The organism is Sandarakinorhabdus limnophila DSM 17366 (assembly GCF_000420765.1).
GTDB classification, from domain to species: domain Bacteria; phylum Pseudomonadota; class Alphaproteobacteria; order Sphingomonadales; family Sphingomonadaceae; genus Sandarakinorhabdus; species Sandarakinorhabdus limnophila.
This window is the reverse complement of record NZ_ATVO01000007.1, coordinates 188,863-207,387: the sequence shown is the minus strand read 5'-3', so window position 1 is coordinate 207,387 and position 18,525 is coordinate 188,863. Positions and strand designations below refer to the sequence as shown.

Annotated in this window: 16 protein-coding genes; 11 read left to right on the top strand and 5 right to left on the bottom strand. The window is 64.9% G+C overall.

The window, feature by feature from the left end:
* Positions 1 to 12 precede the first annotated feature (12 nt).
* The 4 genes from G566_RS0110540 (at position 13) to rsmD (ending at position 5,116) form a co-directional block, all read left to right on the top strand.
* A complete protein-coding gene (locus G566_RS0110540) occupies positions 13 to 3,120 on the top strand; it encodes a TonB-dependent receptor domain-containing protein (RefSeq protein ID WP_022680636.1) in 3,108 nt (1,035 codons plus the stop codon).
* Positions 3,121 to 3,363: 243 nt separating this feature from the next.
* Positions 3,364 to 3,843, top strand: a complete 480-nt coding sequence (locus tag G566_RS15450; RefSeq protein WP_156874500.1) for a hypothetical protein — start codon at positions 3,364 to 3,366, stop codon at positions 3,841 to 3,843.
* A complete protein-coding gene (locus tag G566_RS0110530) occupies positions 3,825 to 4,580 on the top strand; it encodes a pseudouridine synthase (RefSeq protein WP_029131546.1) in 756 nt (251 codons plus the stop codon). The genes G566_RS15450 and G566_RS0110530 overlap by 19 nt, the downstream gene beginning before the upstream one ends.
* On the top strand, positions 4,580 to 5,116 hold the full coding sequence (gene rsmD / locus G566_RS0110525) for a 16S rRNA (guanine(966)-N(2))-methyltransferase RsmD (RefSeq protein ID WP_022680634.1): 537 nt from the start codon (positions 4,580 to 4,582) through the stop codon (positions 5,114 to 5,116). Before G566_RS0110530 ends, rsmD begins: the two co-directional genes overlap by 1 nt.
* Here the strand turns inward: rsmD and G566_RS0110520 are convergent, their stop codons facing one another.
* Positions 5,117 to 6,013: a prephenate dehydratase gene (locus G566_RS0110520; RefSeq protein WP_022680633.1), complete on the bottom strand. Its 897-nt coding sequence runs from the start codon at positions 6,011 to 6,013 to the stop codon at positions 5,117 to 5,119. It lies immediately after the preceding gene.
* Positions 6,014 to 6,146: 133 nt separating this feature from the next.
* On the opposite strand from G566_RS0110520, the gene G566_RS0110515 reads away from it, so the two are divergent.
* Together G566_RS0110515 and G566_RS0110510 are read left to right on the top strand one after the other, a co-directional pair.
* A complete protein-coding gene (locus G566_RS0110515; RefSeq protein ID WP_029131545.1) occupies positions 6,147 to 6,770 on the top strand; it encodes a c-type cytochrome in 624 nt (207 codons plus the stop codon).
* A gap of 233 nt (positions 6,771 to 7,003) precedes the next feature.
* On the top strand, positions 7,004 to 8,206 hold the full coding sequence (locus G566_RS0110510; protein ID WP_243442441.1) for an NAD(P)-dependent alcohol dehydrogenase: 1,203 nt from the start codon (positions 7,004 to 7,006) through the stop codon (positions 8,204 to 8,206).
* A gap of 41 nt (positions 8,207 to 8,247) precedes the next feature.
* Here G566_RS0110510 and G566_RS0110505 read toward each other — a convergent pair whose 3' ends face one another.
* Complete coding sequence (locus tag G566_RS0110505; RefSeq protein WP_029131544.1) at positions 8,248 to 9,114, bottom strand: LOG family protein; 867 nt, start codon at positions 9,112 to 9,114, stop codon at positions 8,248 to 8,250.
* 51 nt (positions 9,115 to 9,165) lie between these two features.
* Positions 9,166 to 9,966 carry an SDR family NAD(P)-dependent oxidoreductase gene (locus tag G566_RS0110500; protein ID WP_022680630.1) on the bottom strand — a complete coding sequence of 267 codons (801 nt, stop codon included), beginning with the start codon at positions 9,964 to 9,966 and terminating at the stop codon, positions 9,166 to 9,168.
* 83 nt (positions 9,967 to 10,049) lie between these two features.
* Between G566_RS0110500 and bla the strand changes: the two genes are divergently transcribed.
* From bla to G566_RS14180, 5 genes are all read left to right on the top strand, one after another.
* A complete protein-coding gene (gene bla / locus G566_RS0110495) occupies positions 10,050 to 10,904 on the top strand; it encodes a class A beta-lactamase (protein ID WP_022680629.1) in 855 nt (284 codons plus the stop codon).
* A gap of 119 nt (positions 10,905 to 11,023) precedes the next feature.
* Positions 11,024 to 12,148: a phosphoserine transaminase gene (locus G566_RS0110490; protein WP_022680628.1), complete on the top strand. Its 1,125-nt coding sequence runs from the start codon at positions 11,024 to 11,026 to the stop codon at positions 12,146 to 12,148.
* 67 nt (positions 12,149 to 12,215) lie between these two features.
* Positions 12,216 to 13,796: a phosphoglycerate dehydrogenase gene (gene serA / locus G566_RS0110485; protein WP_022680627.1), complete on the top strand. Its 1,581-nt coding sequence runs from the start codon at positions 12,216 to 12,218 to the stop codon at positions 13,794 to 13,796.
* A gap of 57 nt (positions 13,797 to 13,853) precedes the next feature.
* Complete coding sequence (locus tag G566_RS0110480; RefSeq protein ID WP_022680626.1) at positions 13,854 to 14,951, top strand: ATP phosphoribosyltransferase regulatory subunit; 1,098 nt, start codon at positions 13,854 to 13,856, stop codon at positions 14,949 to 14,951.
* Positions 14,948 to 15,844: a 50S ribosomal protein L11 methyltransferase gene (locus G566_RS14180; protein WP_022680625.1), complete on the top strand. Its 897-nt coding sequence runs from the start codon at positions 14,948 to 14,950 to the stop codon at positions 15,842 to 15,844. Before G566_RS0110480 ends, G566_RS14180 begins: the two co-directional genes overlap by 4 nt.
* 24 nt (positions 15,845 to 15,868) lie before the next feature.
* On the opposite strand, the gene G566_RS15445 is transcribed toward G566_RS14180, so the two are convergent.
* Together G566_RS15445 and ligA are read right to left on the bottom strand one after the other, a co-directional pair.
* A complete protein-coding gene (locus G566_RS15445; protein ID WP_156874499.1) occupies positions 15,869 to 16,114 on the bottom strand; it encodes a hypothetical protein in 246 nt (81 codons plus the stop codon).
* Positions 16,115 to 16,147: 33 nt separating this feature from the next.
* Positions 16,148 to 18,205: an NAD-dependent DNA ligase LigA gene (gene ligA, locus G566_RS0110465; RefSeq protein WP_022680623.1), complete on the bottom strand. Its 2,058-nt coding sequence runs from the start codon at positions 18,203 to 18,205 to the stop codon at positions 16,148 to 16,150.
* Positions 18,206 to 18,525 lie beyond the last annotated feature (320 nt).

Genomic DNA, 18,525 nt, shown 5'->3' with positions numbered 1-18,525 from the left:
CGGGGGGCTCTCATGCGTTCATTCATCCTTGCCGGGGCATCCGCCCTGGCCATTGCCGCGTCGCCGGCTTTCGCCGCTGAAGACCAAGAAACCAAGTTCGCTAAGGGCGCCGCTGAAGAAACCGCCGCTGAAATGATGGTGGTCACAGGTTCGCGCATCGCGCGTGAAAATATCGATGCCACCGTGCCGATCACTTCGCTGAGCGCGGCCGAATTGCTGCAGAACGGCAGTGTGAACGTTGGTGATCGTCTTGCCCTGCTGCCGCAGTTCCGCCCGACCTTCACCAGCCAGAACAGCGGCCGCTTCATCGGCACCGCCGGCCTGTCGATCCTCGATCTGCGCGGCCTGGGCACCAACCGCACGCTGGTGCTGCAGAACGGCCTGCGCCACGTCACCTCGCAGCCGGGCGCTGCCACGGTTGATGTCTCCACCATCCCGGTTGACCTCATCGAGCGCGTTGACATCGTCACCGGCGGTAACTCGTCGGTTTATGGTTCGGATGCCATCGGCGGTGTCGTCAACTTCGTGCTGAAGCGCGATTTCGAAGGCATCATGGGCCGTGCCCAAGCCGGCATCTCGTCGCGTGGCGATTCGGCCCAGTATCTGGCCACCATCACCGCCGGCAAGAATTTCGCCGACGGTCGTGGCAACATCGCCCTGTCGCTGGAATACAACAAGAGCGATCCGCTGTTCTTTGCCGACCGCCCGGAAACCGGAGCTCTTAATGGTCGTTCGCAGTTCCAATTGGTGCAGGACACAGCCACCTCAGGTCCGAACAGAACCGCGGAACCGGCGGCAGGTGACGGCGTCTTCGACACCCAGTTCATCAGCAACATCAAAAATATCGGCATTTCGACCGGTGGTGCTTACACTTCGATCTGCCAGGGTGCCACCGGCGCACGCGCCACGCTGAACTGCGGCGGCGTGTTCAACTCGCTCGGCACCTCACAGTTCGGCAACGTATTCGTGTTCGATTCGGCCGGCAATCTGGTCCGCAACGTCGTGGATCGCGATTTCCGTCCGTTCGGCTCGGGCAATGGCCAGGGCGGCCTTGGTTCGACCCTGCGTGAAACCGGTCTGATGCAGATCGGCAACACGCGTTATGCTGCCAACCTTATTGGCAGCTTCGAAGTGTCGGATGCGTTCCGCCCCTATTTCGAAGCAAAGTGGGTGCGCACCGAATCCCTGCAGGAAGGCCAGCCGACCTTCTCGTCGGGCGCGCTGAACCCGACCTTCTCGATCAACAACCCGTTCCTCACCGCCCAGGCGCGTGATCTGTTGGTCACCAGCTTGGCACCTGGCGCTACCGGGTTCTCCACCACCCGTTTCAACATCGATTTCGGTGGCCGTGGTGAAAACCACAGCCGTGAGCTGTTCCGCGCTGTCGTTGGCACACAGGGCAGCTTCATGGACACCTGGAGCTACAACGTCGCCTTCAACTACGGTCGGGTTGAAACCTTCTATCAAACCCGCGGTAACGTTCACTTGGCCCGTTTCACCAACGCGGTGACCGCGGTGCGCAATACAGCCGGCACAATCGTCTGCTCGATCAATAACGATGCCAGCACGACCAACGATGATCCGGCCTGCCGTCCGCTCAACCTGTTCGGCCTTGGCGCGCCCAAGGCCGATGCGCTGGCCTACATCGGCCACACCTCGAGCCGCAAGCAGTGGTCCGAACAATTCAATGCCATCGCCACCGTTACCGGCGATTCAGCCAAGCTGTTCGAATTGCCCGGCGGTCCGGTTGGCTTCTCGGTCGGCGGCGAATGGCGCCAGGAGCGCAGCTTCTCGGCGTTTGACGATGTGACCCGCGCCGGCCAGACCTTCCTGAACTCTATTGCCAACTTCAACCCGCCGCGTCTGGACGTGTGGGAAGCCTTTGGCGAAGTCCGCCTGCCGATCCTGAAGGACGTGCCGTTCTTCAAGGAACTGACAGTTGAAGCCGCCAGCCGGGTTTCGAACTATTCAAGCGGGAATACCGGCACTGTTTATTCGTACAATGCTGGCGGTGTTTGGCGGCCTGTGGAAGATGTGCGTTTCCGCGCCAACTATGGCCGCGCCATCCGCGCCCCTACGCAGAGCGATCTGTTCGCTTCGCAGTCGCAGACCTTCCTCAATGGTCTGTCAGATCCCTGCGGTCAGCAGAACATAAACAGCAACCCGAACCGCGTTGCCAACTGCCGCGCGGGCGGTGTGCCGGCCACTCAGACCTTCGTGGGTGTGACCGAGCCGTTCACCAACCGCCCGGCCTCGGGCATCTCGGGCCTGTCTGGCGGCAACCCGCAATTGTTCGCTGAAAACTCGGACAGCTGGACGGTGGGCATGGTCTATACCCCGACTTACCTGCCGGGCTTCGTAGCCAGCGTTGACTTCTATCGCATTAGCCTTACCGATGCGATCAACACGGTGGGCGCGCAGACCGTCATCAACCAGTGCTATGACGATCCGGGCGGCATCAACAACGCCTTCTGCTCTGCGATCTTCCGCAACCCTAATGGCACCTTCCGTGGCCAGTCCAACGTGCTTCATGCCGGTCAGACGGTGGCCATCGCCACCACCGGCCAGTCGTTCATCCAGGGTCCGTTCAACTTTGCCCGTCAGCTGACCAAGGGCATAGACTTTGACGCCGCCTACACCCACAAATTCGGAGAAGACTGGCGCCTGAACGTGCGAGCCCTGGTGTCTCTGCTACTGAAGCGGCACGTCTTCACCTCGATCACTGAGCCGGACCGCCTGACCCGCGAGCACGGAACACTGGGCAACCCGGAACTCAACGGCCAGTTGAACGTGACCGTGGGCTACAAGGGCTTCGACCTGCTCTACAGCTTCCGTTACCTGAGCAAGCAAACCCTCAACAGCTGGGGCGCTCAGAACGAGGAACAGGGCCGTCCGCCGACGAACCTCGACGCCACGCCACTGGTCTATTATCCGGCGATCACCTATTCGGACGTGCGTTTCACGGCCAAGGTGTACAAGGGTATCTCGGCCTACGTGGGTGTGGACAACATCTTCGACCAACTGCCGCCGCTGGACCTGATCCTGGGCGACGGCGCCGGCTCGGCGATCTACACCAACACCGGCCGTTTCTTCTACGGCGGTGTTCAGGTGAAGTTCTGATCGCCTGATCAACCAAAACTGAGCGGGGGGCCGGTGGCAACATCGGCCCCCTTCTCTTTTTGACAATCCGGCGGCCCGGCCGCATGGGATGCGCCATGCGACCACCCCGCAAACCAACCGGCGGCAAACGCCCGGCCAGCCCCTCCGGCCCCAAAACGGGTCGGCGTGCGCCTGCCCGCTCTGGCACCCGCTCTGGCCCCCGCACTGACCAACGTCCGCCTGGCGCCCCGCCGCTGTCGCGCCGTGACCAACGCGCTGCGGGCTGGAGCGATCGCCGCGAGCGAGCCGAAACCGACGAGCGCCCGCCACGTGGCGACCGCACACAGCGTGACGATCGCTCGCCGCGGCCGGCCCGTTCCGAACGTCCGGCCCGCGCAGAGCGCAGCGAGCGCCCGCAGCGCAGCGGCCGCCCGGACCGGACCGAACGCCCGCAACGCGCTGAGCGCCCTGACCGGGCCGACGGCCCACAACGCGGCGAAGGCCCACCCAGAGGTGCACGGCCAGACCTGCGCGACCGTCCGGCCCGGACCGAACGCCCGCAACGCGCTGAACGCCCTGACCGGGCCGAAGGCCCTCAACGCAGCGAAGGCCCACCCAGGGGTGCACGGCCAGACCTGCGCGACCGTCCGGCCCGGTCCGCCTCTGGCCCCGGCAAGCCGGCGCCGCGCGCCGATCAACCGCGCGTCACGCGGGCCCCGGCGCCCGTGCGGCAAACCGAAGTAGCGGCGCAGCGCATCGCCAAGGCGCTGGCCCGCGCCGGCGTTGGTTCGCGCCGCGATATCGAACGCATGATCGCCGAAGGCCGCATTGCCATCGATGGCGAAGTGCTCACCTCGCCGGCGCTCAACATCACCAATCTCGCTAAAGTTACCGTGGATGGCGAACCCGTGGCCGGCATCGCGCCCGCCAAGCTCTATCGCTTCCACAAGCCTGCCGGTTTCTTGACCGCCGCGCGCGATCCCGCCGGACGGCCGACGATCATGGATATACTGCCCCCCGGCCTGCCGCGCGTCTTCCCCGTTGGCCGGCTCGACATGAACACCGAAGGCCTGCTGCTGCTCACCACCGATGGCGAACTGAAGCGCGCGCTCGAACTGCCGTCTTCCGGCGTGCCGCGTGTCTATCGCGTGCGTGCCTTTGGTGAAGTCACCCAAGCCGCGCTGGAAAGCCTGGCTGATGGCGTCACGATCGATGGCGTTCACTACGGCTCGATCCTGGCCGATATCGAGCGCAAGACCGGCCATAATCTCTGGCTGATCGTCACGATCCGCGAAGGCAAGAACCGCGAAGTGCGCCGCGTGCTCGAACATGTCGGGCTGCAGGTGAACCGGCTGATCCGCGTTGCCTATGGCCCGATCGGCCTGGATGATCTGCCGCCGCGCATGGCCGATGAAATCCCCGATTCCGATGTGGCCCTGCTTAAAGCGATGCTGAAGGCCACAAAGCCGGAGCCACGCTGATGCGCGTGATCTCTGGCAAATGGCGGGGCCGCGCCCTGAAAGCCCCCGCCGGCGAATCGACCAGGCCGACCAGCGACCGCGCCCGCGAAGCAATCTTTTCGATGTTGACCAGCCGGCTCGGCACCTTTGAAGACCTGGACGTGCTCGACCTGTTCGCCGGCACCGGCGCACTGGGGATCGAAGCGCTGTCGCGCGGCGCCGGCACGGCCTGCTTCATCGATAATGACGCCGCCGCCGTGAAGGCCATCCGCGCCAATCTCGCCGCGCTGGGCGCCACCGGCGATGTGCGGCAAAGCCCGGTTGCCAGCATCGGCGGCGCCCCGCGCGCGCATCACTTGGTGTTCCTTGATCCGCCCTATGGCCTTGGCCTTGCCGATCCGGCGCTGGCGCACCTGTGGGAACGCGGCTGGATCGCGCCGGGCGCGCTGGTCAGTGTCGAGACGGCCGCAGCCGATCCCCTCACCTGCGATTGGGAACGCGTCGTTGAACGACGCTTCGGCAAGGCGCTGGTGCGCCTGCTGCGCGCACCCGTCTGATTAATCTGCCCGATCTCGTGCGCGGGGATAGGTGCCAATAATCTTCACCCAGTTGGTGAAGAAGGTCAGTTCCTCCAGCGCCCGTGCCACCGGCGGTTCCAGCGGGGATCCATCGATCTCTGCATAGAACTCCGCCTGAGAAAACTTGCCGTCGCGCAGGTATGATTCCAGCTTCGTCATGTTCACGCCATTGGTGGCAAAGCCGCCCAGCGCCTTGAACAGCGCCGCCGGCACCGAACGCACCTCGAAATTGAAACTGGTCATCGCTGGCAGCCCCAGCGGCGGCACCACGGGCTCCCGGCTCAACACCACGAAACGCGTGGTGTTATGATCTTCATCCTCCACGCCTTCGGCCAGGATATTCAACCCATAAAGCTCACCCGCCAGCCGGCTGGCAATCGCACCCACACGGGCATCGCCTTCGCCCGCCACGGCAGCTGCCCCGGCCGCCGTATCAAAAAACTGCACCGGCGCGATGCCCCACGCCCGCAAATGGCGGCGTACCTGGCCCAGTGCCTGAGGATGGCTCTTCACCTCCCGCAGCGCCGCCTTGTCGCCCAGCCCCAGCAGGCAATGGCGCACCCGCACGAAATGCTCGCCATTGATGAACAGGCCGGATTCAGGCAGCAGGAAGTGGATATCGGCCACCCGGCCATGCAGGCTGTTTTCAATCGGTATCATCGCCACGCCGGCGCGGCCGGACTGCACGGCTTCTATGGCATCTTCAAAGCTGGCGCAGGGCAAGGGCAGCCGATCCGGGAACGCTTCCCGCACCGCCTGGTGGCTGTAAGCACCGGGCGCCCCCTGAAACGCCACAGCCTGTTCCGGCGCCGCGGCCGCTGCCGCCGCCATGCGATCAACCAGTATCTGGGCCAGGTGCGGATAGCTGCTCGTCATGTCCGTTCGTTATGATAGTGCGCTGCAACAAGCAAATGCTTGCGAGGCGGCGCGCAATTGCCTAATCGCTGCATCAGGAAGGCGCAGGCCGGGTTCATCCCGTGGGCAGCCGCGCGCACATTGGAGCTTCGACGTGGACAGCTTTGAGTGGAACAAGATTTTCGGTGGCGTGCTGGCAGGACTGGTGGCCGTGCTCGGCGTGTCGATCACCAGCGACATGATGTTTGCTCGCCACCTGCCTGAAAAGCCTGGCTATGAAGTGGCCGGCGCCGAAGAAGCCCCGGCCGCAGGCGCTGCCGCCGCCGAAGCCGAAAAGCCGGCCGCTTTCTATCTGGCCAGCGCCGATGTCGCCAAGGGCGAAGCCGTGTTCAAGAAATGCGCCGCCTGCCACAACGTCGATCCCGGCGGCGCCAACGGCACCGGCCCGGCCCTGCATGGCGTTGTCGGCCGCCCGATCGCTTCCGCCGGCGGCTTCAGCTATTCCGATGCCCTGTCAGGTATGAAGGGCAAGAATTGGGATTGGGACAATCTGTGGGGCTGGCTGAAGAGCCCGAAGGCCTTCATGGCCGGCAACAAGATGAGCTTTGCCGGTATCACCAAGCCGGAAGACCGCGCCGCCGTCATCGCCTATCTGAACTCCAAGAGCGCCAGCCCGCTGCCGCTGCCCGCCGCCCCGGCCGAAGAAGCCCCGGCTGCGGAAGAAGCGGCGCCTGCTGTGGAAGAAGCGGCTCCGGTTGCCGACGCGGCCGCCAAGTAAGCGCCTTCACTTGAAATTAGGGGCGGTGGCCGGGATCGGCTGCCGCCCCTTTTTCATGCGTGCTGGTGAGAGAGGTGGGCCTGCGCGCCGGATCAAGTCCGGGGTGACACAGTTATGGTTGCAGACCCTGCCCCGTTGCCTTTCGGCCGCTCATTTCCCAAAGTTGGCCCGCCAACAGACCCATATTTCCTGGCCCAGTGGAAAGGCTCGCCGTCGGGACTTGAGCCATTAATTTGTCCCAATCGCATCCAAATCCGCCCCGGCGCGTTCTCCTGCTGTCAATCAGAACAACAGAAAGAACCCCTATGACGGTGATCGGCTATGGCACACTCGGCGCGCAGCAGAAGCTTCAGCCAGTCAGCTTCGACCGCGAGCCGCTTCAGGCTGGCGAGATCGAGATCGACATCACATTCTGCGGGGTCTGCCATTCCGATATCCACCAATGCGCTGATGATTGGGAGAACACGGTCTGGCCGTGCGTTCCGGGTCACGAAATCGTCGGCACCGTCGCCAGGATCGGGGATGGCGTGTCGAAATTCGCAATTGGCGACACGGTCGGCGTCGGTTGCATGGTCAACAGCTGCCAAGTGTGCGCTGCCTGCATCGCAGGTGAAGAACAATATTGCTCCGGGCCGAAAAGCGCCACCTTCACCTACAACGGCCCCAAGCTGCCGAACGGCTCCAACAGCTATGGCGGCTACAGCGACAGCATCACCGTGCGAGAGGAGTTCGTGGTCTCCATACCCGCTGTGATCGAACCCGCCAAAGCCGCGCCAATCCTGTGTGCCGGCGTGACCACCTATTCGCCGATGAAGCATTTCGGCCTCAAAAAGGGCCAGACGCTTGGCGTCGCCGGTATCGGTGGGCTCGGCCATATGGCCGTGCAGATCGGCAAGGCGATGGGAGGGACCGTGGTCGCGTTCACGAACTCGGCCGACAAGGTTGATGCCATAATGGCACTGGGCGCCCACAAGGTCGTGGTTATTGATGATGCCGCAGCAGTCGAGGCGGCCACCCAGTCGCTCGACATGATGATCGACACCATTCCCTATCCGCATGATCTTGCCGATTATCTGGGCTTCATGAAGCCGGGATCGACCTTGGTCGTCGTCGGCAACATGATGCAGTTCGAAGCCTTCAACCCGGGACCGCTGGTGTTCAACCGGATCAGCGTTGCCGGCTCGCTGATCGGCGGTGTTGCCGATACAAGGGAGGTGCTGGACCTGTGCGCCGAACACGGCATCGGGCCCGAAATAAGGATGATCGATATTGCTGACATCAACGATGCGTTCGACCGCATCAAGAACAACGACGTGCGCTTTCGTCATGTCATCGACATGGCGTCACTCAAGGCGGAGCGTCAGGCGAGCGGGCCCGACCGCATGTACCTGGAAGCGCCGGCGCGCGGGGACGTGGTCAACCGCAAGCCGGCATAAGGCAGATGGGGCGGGAGGGCCGAGCGCCCTCCCCGCTTCTCTTACAGCCCGTAATGCGCCTTCACGATGTCCCAGCCTTCTTCCGCCGTTTCGACGAAGTGGAACAGCTTCAGGTCATCCGGTGCGATCACGCCTTCTTCGGCCAGGGCTTCGAAATTCACCACACGGTTCCAGAATTCGCGGCCATAAAGCAGGATCGGCAGCGGGGTGACCTTGCCGGTTTGGACCAGGGTGAGCAGTTCGAAAAATTCATCGAAGGTGCCGAAACCGCCGGGGAACACCGCCACCGCCTTGGCGCGCATCAGGAAGTGCATCTTGCGCAGCGCGAAATAGTGGAACTGGAACGACAGACCCGGCGTCACATAGGGATTGGGCACCTGTTCGTGCGGCAGCACGATGTTCATGCCCAATGATGGCGCGCCGCTTTCCCAGGCGCCGCGGTTGGCGGCTTCCATGATCGAAGGGCCACCGCCCGAGCAGACCGTGAAGCAGCGCTCTCCGTCCTTGCAGAAAGTGGAGACCTTCACGGCCAACTCGCGGGCCACATCGTAATATTGGGCGTTGCGAGCCAGGCGCGCAGCGACGGCCTTGCGTTCCGGGGTTTCGGCTGCGGCGATCAGCGCCGGGGCTTCTTCCGGTGACGGGATGCGAGCCGATCCGTAAAACACGAACGTGCTGTGGATATCGGCTTCGGCAAGCAACACTTCCGGTTTCATCAGTTCCAATTGGAAGCGCACCGGACGCAAATCCTCGCGCAGCATGAAATCATTGTCCTGAAAGGCCAGTCTATAGGCGGGATGCTCTGTTTGCGGCACAGCGGTGGGCGTGTTGCCCAACTTCGCATCTTCTTCGGCGGTCGGGAAAATACTTTGTGGCACACTAGGGGGAACCGGCGGGCTTATCATCATCTTCTTTCTTCACAAAACGGATGAGGCCCATAGGGCAGCCGGCCGGGCTTGTCACGCCTGTTCGTTGAGGCCCAGCGCTGCGGTGGCTTCGACCACGCTGTTGGTGCGCCACGCCATGTCGTTTTGCAGATGGGCGTGGGTGGGAATGTGAAACAGGCCGAGATCGAGGCCCTTCAGACACAATTCGGCGGCGCGTTCGGGCATAATGATGCCCATGTCTGCCGGCCAGCGCGCGGGATCGTCGCCCAGCCCCGGCGCCGTCATACCCGTATAAACCCCGCCGGGCAGCAGCACATGCACATCCAGCGGCTTGCCGGCGTTGCGGCTTTCGGTAGCCAGCCATTCGGCCAGGATCAGCACGCCATGTTTGGACGCCGCATAAAGGCCGATGCCGTTGTTCTGCACCGACGGCGGCAGCGACAGGCTGTTTTCCGAACCGGTGATGACGATCCGCGCGCGCCAGCCGCCGGCTTCCGCCGCCGTGCACAGCGCCTGCGCCAAGCGCGTTGGCCCCAGCATGTTGATTTCCCACAGCCGCGCCAGGCCGGCATCATCCAGATCGGCCTTCAACAGCCGCCGCCGATAACCGATGCCGGCATTGGCGAACACCGCATCCAGCCGGCCATGGCGAGCAACGAGTTGCGCCACGGCGGCCGGACCGGCCGCACCATCGGCCAGATCGAGCACCAGCGCCTCACCGCCGCAAAGCGCCGCCGTTTCGGCGACGCCTTCCGCATTGATATCGGCCGCCGTCACCAGCGCCCCCCGCTGCACCAACTGCACCGCCAGCGCCCGCCCGATGCCGCTGGCCGCGCCGGTGATCAGCACGCGTTGCCCGGTCCAGTCGATCATCCCCAGTTTCCTCTTTGCGGTTGGATTGACGAGACGCCATCGCCGGTGCGAGGTCAATGCCCGGCCGACACGAGGGAGAATGCATGATCGACCGCCGCATGCTCATCACCGGCCTGCCGCTCCTTGCCGCCGCCGCGCCGGACCGCTTCGCCGCCCTGCGCCGCGCCATCACGGCTGTAGAGCGCAGCGCTGGCGGCCCCATCGGCATATCGCTACTCGACACCCACACCGGCGAACGTTTCGGCCACCGCGCCGATGATCGCTTTCCCTTGTGCTCCACCTTCAAGCTGCTGCTCGCTGCCCGGTTGCTGCATGGGGCGGACAAGGGCCAATGGGCGATGACCGAACGCCTGCCGGTGACCAAGGCGGATATGCTGTTCAACGCGCCGTTCACCGAAAAGCGCATCGGCGGCACGGCCAGCCTGCTGGAACTGGCCCAGGCGATGGCCGTGCTATCCGACAATCCCGCCGCCAATATCGCGTTGGCGAAGGTGGGCGGCCCGGCGGCGCTCACGGCCTGGTTGCGGTCCATCGCCGATCAGACCACCCGGATCGACCGCAACGAGCCTGAAATGAACAACGAAACTCCCGGCGACCCGCGCGACACCACCACGCCCGCCGCCATGCTGGCCACGTCCCGCGCGTTGGTGGAAGGCCGCATCCTGTCTCCGGCGGCGCGCCGCACATTGTTCGGCTGGATGCAGGCCAGCAAGACCGCCGACACCATGATCCGCGCAGCGTTGCCGCCAGGCTGGCAGGAAGCCAACAAGACTGGCGCCGGCAGTTGGCGGGCGCGCAACATCGTTTCGGTGATCACCCCACCCGGTCGCAAGCCGATCTGGGTCGCCGCCTATCTGTTCGCGGCCAGATCCGAACTGGCCGAACGCAACCGCCAGTTCGTGCCGCTGGGCCGCGCCATCGTCGAGTCGGTGAACTAGGGCGGGGCCTGCGCGCCCATGGTAAATCCGAAACCGCTTGACCCCACGGCCCAAACCCCTATCTCCGGCGGCGGGCCACGCCGTCCCAACGCGGCGCGCGCTCTCTGTGAGGAGAGAACATGACTGCCAAACCGACCGCACTTCCGGCGCGCCCCCACTTTTCGTCCGGTCCCTGCGCCAAGCGCCCGGGATGGAGCCCCCAAAATCTTGCGATCGAATCGCTCGGCCGCTCGCACCGGTCCAAGCTCGGCAAGGCGCGCCTGAAGCACGCCATCGATCTGACCCGCAAGCTGCTCGGCATCCCCGACACGCACCGCATCGGCATCGTGCCGGCCAGCGACACCGGTGCCTATGAACTGGCGATGTGGACGATGCTCGGCGCCCGTCCGGTCACGGCCTTCGCTTGGGAAAGCTTCGGCGAAGGCTGGGTCACCGATGCTGCCAAGCAGCTCAAGCTCAACCCCACCATTATCACCGCGCCCTACGGCGAACTGCCCGACCTGGCCGCTGTCGATTTCAGCACCGACGTGCTGTTCACCGCCAACGGCACCACGTCCGGCGTGCGCGTCCCCAATTATGATTGGGTGCCGGCCAATCGCGAGGGCCTGACCTTCGCCGACGCCACCTCCGCCGTGTTCGCGCAGGATGTCGATTGGGACAAGGTCGATGTGCTCACCTACTCGTGGCAGAAGGTGCTGGGCGGCGAAGGCGGCCACGGCATGCTCATCCTCGGCCCGCGCGCCGTTGAGCGGCTGGAAAGCTACACCCCGGCATGGCCGCTGCCCAAGATCTTCCGCCTCATCTCCAAGGGCAAGCTGACCGAAGGCATCTTCGTCGGCGAAACGATCAACACGCCCTCCATGCTGGCTGTCGAAGATTATATCGATGCGCTGGAATGGGCCGATGGCCTTGGCGGTCTTGATGCGTTGAAGGCCCGCGCCAACGCCAACGCTGCCGCGCTCGACGCCTGGGTGCAGTCGCGGCCGTGGGTTGAACATCTCGCCAAGGATGCCGCCTCGCGGTCCAACACGTCGGTGTGCCTCGTCCTGCCCGGCCTAACAGAAGAGCAGGTGAAGGCGATCGTGTCGCTCCTCGAAAAGGAGAAGGCCGCCTATGACATCGGCGCCTATCGCGACGCCCCGGCCGGCCTTCGCATCTGGTGCGGCGCCACCGTCGACACCGCTGACGTGGTCGCGCTGACCCACTGGCTCGACTGGGCCCACGCCGAGGTGACGGCGGCCTGAGCGGCTGCCGTCCCTTCCGCCCCCTTCCCGGCCCCGACGCCGGACACCTATTCCCGGAGCAACACCCATGCCCAAAGTCCTCATTTCCGATCAGATGTCCCCCAAGGCCGCCGAGATCTTCCGCGCTCGCGGCATCGAAGTGGACGAAATCACCGGCCTGTCAAAAGACGAGCTGATCAAGATCATCGGCAATTATGATGGCCTCGCCATCCGTTCCTCCACCAAGGTCACCAAGGAGGTGCTCGCCGCCGCCACCAATCTGAAGGTGGTGGGCCGCGCCGGCATCGGGGTGGACAATGTCGATATCCCGGCCGCTTCCGCGCTCGGCGTCGTCGTCATGAACACGCCGTTCGGCAACTCGATCACCACCGCCGAACACGCCATCGCCCTGATGTTTGCGCTGGCCCGCCAGCTGCCCGAAGCTGACGCCTCCACCCAGGCCGGCAAGTGGGAAAAGAACCGCTTCATGGGCGTCGAAGTGACGGCAAAAACGCTGGGCCTGATCGGCGCCGGCAACATCGGCAGCATCGTCGCTGATCGTGCATTGGGCCTGAAGATGAAGGTGATCGCCTTCGATCCGTTCCTCACCCCGGAACGCGCCGAGCACATGGGCGTGACCAAGGTGACGCTCGATGAACTGCTGACCGGTGCCGATTTCATCAGCCTGCACACGCCGCTGACTGATAGCACCCGCAACATCCTGTCCCGCGAAAATCTGCTGAAGTGCAAGCCGGGCATCCGCATCGTCAATTGCGCGCGCGGCGGCCTGATCGACGAAGTGGCGCTGAAGGAACTGCTCGACAGCGGTCATATCGCCGGCGCCGCGCTCGATGTGTTCCTGGAAGAACCGGCCAAGGCCTCGCCGCTGTTCGGCACGCCCAACTTCGTCTCCACCCCGCACCTTGGTGCATCGACCGACGAAGCCCAGGTGAATGTCGCCATCCAGGTGGCGGAACAGCTCAGCGATTTCCTGCTCACTGGCGGCGTCACCAACGCGCTCAACATGCCGTCACTGTCGGCCGAAGAGGCCCCACGCCTCAAGCCCTACATGGCGCTGGCCGAACGGCTGGGCAGCCTGGTGGGCCAGCTCGACAACGAAGGCATCAAGTCAGTGCGTGTTGAAGTGGAAGGTGCGGCTGCCCAGCTGAACCTGAAGCCGATCACGGCGGCCGTGCTGGCCGGCCTGATGCGCACGCACAGCGACACGGTCAACATGGTCAACGCGCCTTACTTGGCTCGCGAACGCGAGATCGAGATTGCCGAAGTGCGCCACGACCGCGAAACCGATTATCACACGCTGCTGCGCGTGACGGTGATGACCGCCAGCGGTCCGCGCACCGTCGCGGGCACCCTGTTCGGCAACAGCAAGCCGCGCCTCACCGAGATTTTCGGCATCACCGTCGAAGCCGATCTCGCCGGCGACATGCTCTACATCGTCAACGAGGACAAGCCGGGCTTCATCGGCCGCCTGGGCACCGCGCTGGGCGGCAGCGACGTGAACATCGGCACCTTCCACCTTGGCCGCCGCGATGCCGGTGACGAGGCCGTGCTGCTGCTCTCCGTCGACAACGCCATCCCCAACGCGCTGCTCACCACCATCCGCGCCCTGCCCGGCGTGAAGGTGGCCAGCGCCCTGCGCTTCGTGTGATGGCTGGCGGGGAGGAAGCGCTTGCTGCCCTCCCCGCTTGCCGCTAACCGCCTCCCCATGACAAGTTTCGGCCTCCTCCCCGAAGGGTTGCGCGATCGGCTGCCGCCGCAAGCCCAAGCCCTAGCCAGCCTGGTGCGCACCCTCACCGATGTGTGCGCCGCCCATGGTTATGAACGGGTGGCGCCGCCGCTGATCGAATATGAAGCCAGCCTGGCCAGTGGCAGCAGCCGCGAACGCCTGCGCTTCACCGATCCGGTCAGCCAGATGACGCTGGCGCTGCGTTCCGACATCACCGGCCAGGTTGGCCGCATCGCCGTCACCCGCCTTGCCGGGCAGGCGCGTCCGCTGCGGCTGATGTATGCCGGGCAAGTGGCGCGCGTGCGCGGTGATCAGCTTTCGCCCGAACGCGAGCGCACCCAGGCTGGCGCCGAACTGATCGGCAGCGACAGCCCGGCCGCCGCCGCCGAGGTGCTGGCCGTCGCCGTGGAGGCGCTGACCGCCACGGGCCTCACCGGGCTTTCGGTCGATCTCACCATGCCAACGCTGGTTGCCGATCTCGCTGCTGCCGGCTGGTCGTTGGGCCGTGCGTCGCTCAGCGACGTGCAGGCCTGGCTGGACGGCAAGGATGTCGGCGCCCTGCGCGCCGCCGGTGCCGATCAATATGTGCCGCTGATCGCCGCTGCTGGCCCGGTACACAGTGCACTGGCGGCGCTGAAGCAGCTTGATCTGCCCAATGCTGTGCTGGCGCGACTGGATGCGATTGCCGCGCTGGCTGATGGCCTGAACGGCGTCTCCGTGACACTCGACCCCACCGAGCGCCACGGCTTTGAATATCAGACTTGGCTGGGCTTCTCATTGTTCGGCGCCGGCCTGATGGCCGAAGTCGGCCGCGGCGGCGCCTACACGGTCGCGCATGGCGATGGCCGGCAGGAGGCTGCGATCGGCTTCTCGCTCTATGTCGATGGGCTGGTTGATCTTGGTCTGGGCCAGGAAGCCCGCACCCGCGTGTTGCTGCCCGTCGGCACCTCGGCCGATATCGGGGCCGAATTGCGCCAGCAGGGCTGGATCACGGTGGCGGCGCTGGAAGCGGGTGCAGAGGCCAAGGCCCTGAATTGCAGCCACATATTTGCCGACGGCGCGGTGCGGCCCGCATGAGCTGGGCGCTGCGTTTCGCGGTCAACCGCGCCGAAGCAGAAACCCTGCCCGACCTGTTCGAGTTGATGGAGGAACCACCAACGCTCAATGTCGAGGAGCCCGACCCGTCCAAACCCGATAACTGGGTGTTGACCGCCTATTTCGCTGACGAACCGGATGCCGCGTCGGTCGATCTGGTCATCGGCCTGTTCCCGTCTGCCGCCAACCCAATGCTGGAAGACCTGCCCGAAGCCGACTGGACGACCATGTCGCAGCGCGACCTGGTGCCGGTGCGGGCCGGGCGCTTCATCATCCACACCGCCGATCACGCCGATGCGGTGCGCATCGGCGATTGGGCCTTCCGCATCGAAGCAGGCCTGGCCTTCGGCACCGGCCAGCACGCCACCACGCATGGCTGCATGGCGGCGATAGCGCGCCTGAAAGAAATCCGTGATTTCCGGAACATCGCCGATATCGGCACCGGCACCGGTGTGCTGGCCATGGCGGCCCTGCAGGCCAATCGCAGCGCACGGGCCATTGCCAGCGACATCGATCCAATCGCCATCGACGTGGCGGCGGAAAATCTGGCGCTGAACCATTTTGTCGCAGGAACATGTGCCGGGCGCATGGCTCTGGCGGTTTGCCCAGGGCTTGCTGCCCCGGCGCTGCGCAATCGGGCGCCCTATGATCTGGTGCTGGCCAACATATTGGCGCCGCCGCTGATCGCGCTGGCGCGGGACATGGCGCGGGTGATCGCGCCCGGCGGCGTGCTGGTGATGGCGGGGCTTCTCCACCACCAGCAACGCGCCGTCGCCAACGCCTATCGCCGGCACGGGTTGGTGCCGGCGTGGCCGATGGACCGCAGGGCGGAATGGCCCTGCCTGGTTCTGACGAAGAAAGAGGTGCAAGCCTAAAGGCTTGCGCCTGTTCAACGCGCCTTAGAGCGCGTGGAACAGACGGGCTTCGACCGCAGCGGGCGTCAGCATGATGCGACGCTTGCGGATCGGCAGGGGGCGGACCGGGGCCAAGACTTCGGCAACCGGAACAGCGCGCACCTGCGGTTCAAATTCAGTCGATACGACTTTCATTGGTACGCTCCTGTTGATGAGCCGGGCCAATTCCCGGCTGACAAGAGCTGTAATAAGACTGTCACACGCCTTTGTGCAGTGCAGCAGATCGGGCATCAGCCATGCCCTGAACGCATGGATTACATCTAGTCAGGACTCAGTTTGCGCCTGCGCCACCAGCGCCAGCCAGCCATCTTCATCAACCACCTGGATTCCAAGCGCTTGCGCCTTGGCGAGCTTTGATCCCGCCCCCGGCCCGGCGACGAGCAGGCTGGTTTTTGCCGACACGCTGCCCGACGTCTTGGCGCCGAGCAGTTCAGCCTGGGCCTCGGCTTCCTCGCGGGTGCATTTCTCCAGCGCGCCGGTGAAAACGATGGTCTTGCCCGAAAGCCCGGTCTGTTTCACCTCCGGCAGCGGCTGCGGCGATACTTCAGCCAGCAGGGCGGCCAGCGTGTCACGATTGTGCGGTTCGGCGAGGAAATCGATCAGGGCTTCGGCGACAATGGCGCCGATGCCGTTGACCGCCGTCAGCCGAATGACCGCATCCTCGCCTGTTGCTGCGTCCTGCACCGCCTCGGCCGAACGGAAGGCCCGGGCCAGATCGCGCGCCGTCACCTCGCCAACATGGCGGATGCCGAGCGCGAACAGGAAGCGATCGAGGCTAACGCTGCGCCGCTCGTCGATGGCGGCGAGCAGTTTGTCGACACTCTTTTCCTTGAAACCGGGCAGCGCCAACAGCGCCTCGCGCCTGTCGCGCAGCCGGAACAGCGAGACCGGCCCTTCGATCAGCCCCTCGTTGGCGAACAATTCTAGCCGCTCGGTGCCCAGTCCTTCGATGTCGAAGGCATTGCGCGACACGAAGTGCCGCAGTCGCTCGTGCCGCTGCGCCGGGCAGGTCAGCCCACCGGTGCAGCGTTTCACAGCGCCATCCTCTTCGCGCACCGCCGTGGAACCGCAGGCCGGGCAATGATCGGGGAAGACGAACGGCGCACCGCGCGGTGCATCTGACGTCACAACCCCAAGCACCTGCGGGATCACGTCTCCGGCGCGCTGCACCTGCACCCGGTCCCCTACCCGCACGTCCAGCCGGGCGATCTCGTCCTCGTTGTGCAGCGTGGCATTGGTGACGACGACGCCTCCCACGGTCACCGGCGCCAGCCGCGCGACGGGCGTGAGCGCGCCGGTGCGGCCAACCTGGATGTCGATCGCTTCCAGCAGGGTTTCGGCCTTTTCCGCCGGGAATTTGTGCGCCACGGCCCAACGCGGCGAGCGCGCCACCTGGCCCAGCCGCTCCTGCCAGTCCAACCGCTCCACCTTGTAAACAACACCGTCGATATCGAAGGGCAGATCAGCCCGCCGGCGCTCCAGATCGACGGTGAAGGCGAGGCATTGCTCCATCGTGGCATCGCCCACCGCCAGACTGCCGGTGTCGAAACCCCAGCTTGCAATCGCCGCCGTCACTTCGCTCTGGGTGGCGCCCGGCGTCGCACTCATCTCGCCCCAGCCGTGGACGATGAAGGCCAGCGGCCGGCTGGCGCTGATCGCCGGATCAAGCTGGCGCAGCGAGCCGGCGGCCGCATTGCGCGGATTGGCGAAGATCTTGGCGCCAGCCTCAGCTTGCCGCGCGTTCAACGCGGCAAACCCGGCCTTGGACATGTAGATTTCGCCGCGCACCTCCGCCACCGCTGGCGCGCCGTCCGGCAGCGTGTGCGCCAGCCCGGTGACATGGGCGAGATTGGCCGTCACCTCCTCCCCCACCGCACCGTCACCGCGCGTCGCGCCGTGCACCAGCCGGCCATTTTCAAACCGCATTGCGCAAGACAGCCCGTCGATCTTGGCTTCGGCGCGCAGGCGCACGTCCGCATCGTCGGGCAAGTTCAGGAAGCGCTTCACCCGTGCCACGAACTCGCGGGCTTCCTCATTGCTGAACACATTATCCAGGCTCAGCATCGGCTTTGAATGGGTAATCTTGGCAAAGCCCGCCGCCGGCTTCGATCCCACCCGGAAACTGGGCGAATCGCTGCGCACCAGGTGCGGAAACGCCGCTTCGATGGCGGCATTGCGCTGCACCAGCACATCGTAATCCGCGTCCGAAATCTTGGGCGCGTCCTTCTGGTAATAGGCCTCGCTGTGGTGGGCGATGGCTTCGGCCAGCCGCGCCAGTTCGGCAGCAGCATCGGGCTCGGTAACGGGCAGCGTGTCGGTCATGTGTGCTGCCATATCACGCAAAAAGGGCGGGAGAAGCCCCCCGCCCTTTCGCAACTCAAACGTGCTCAGCGTTCATCCGCAGAACCCAGTACTCCGTCGGCTTCAGCGCCGCTTACAGCTCGACGCCCCAAATCGAGAGCCGAACAGCGCTCAGCACCGGTAAGGCCGCCACCGAGCCGCTACCCGCACGCGCCTAGAAATCGCGGAGACCGCTGTAGAACACGGTGCCCGACAGGTAAACGCAGTCTTCAGGGAACCTGCCCCTGGCGCCGCTCTCCTGAGAACGGGACATTTTTCGCTACCGCCCCTTGAACATTACA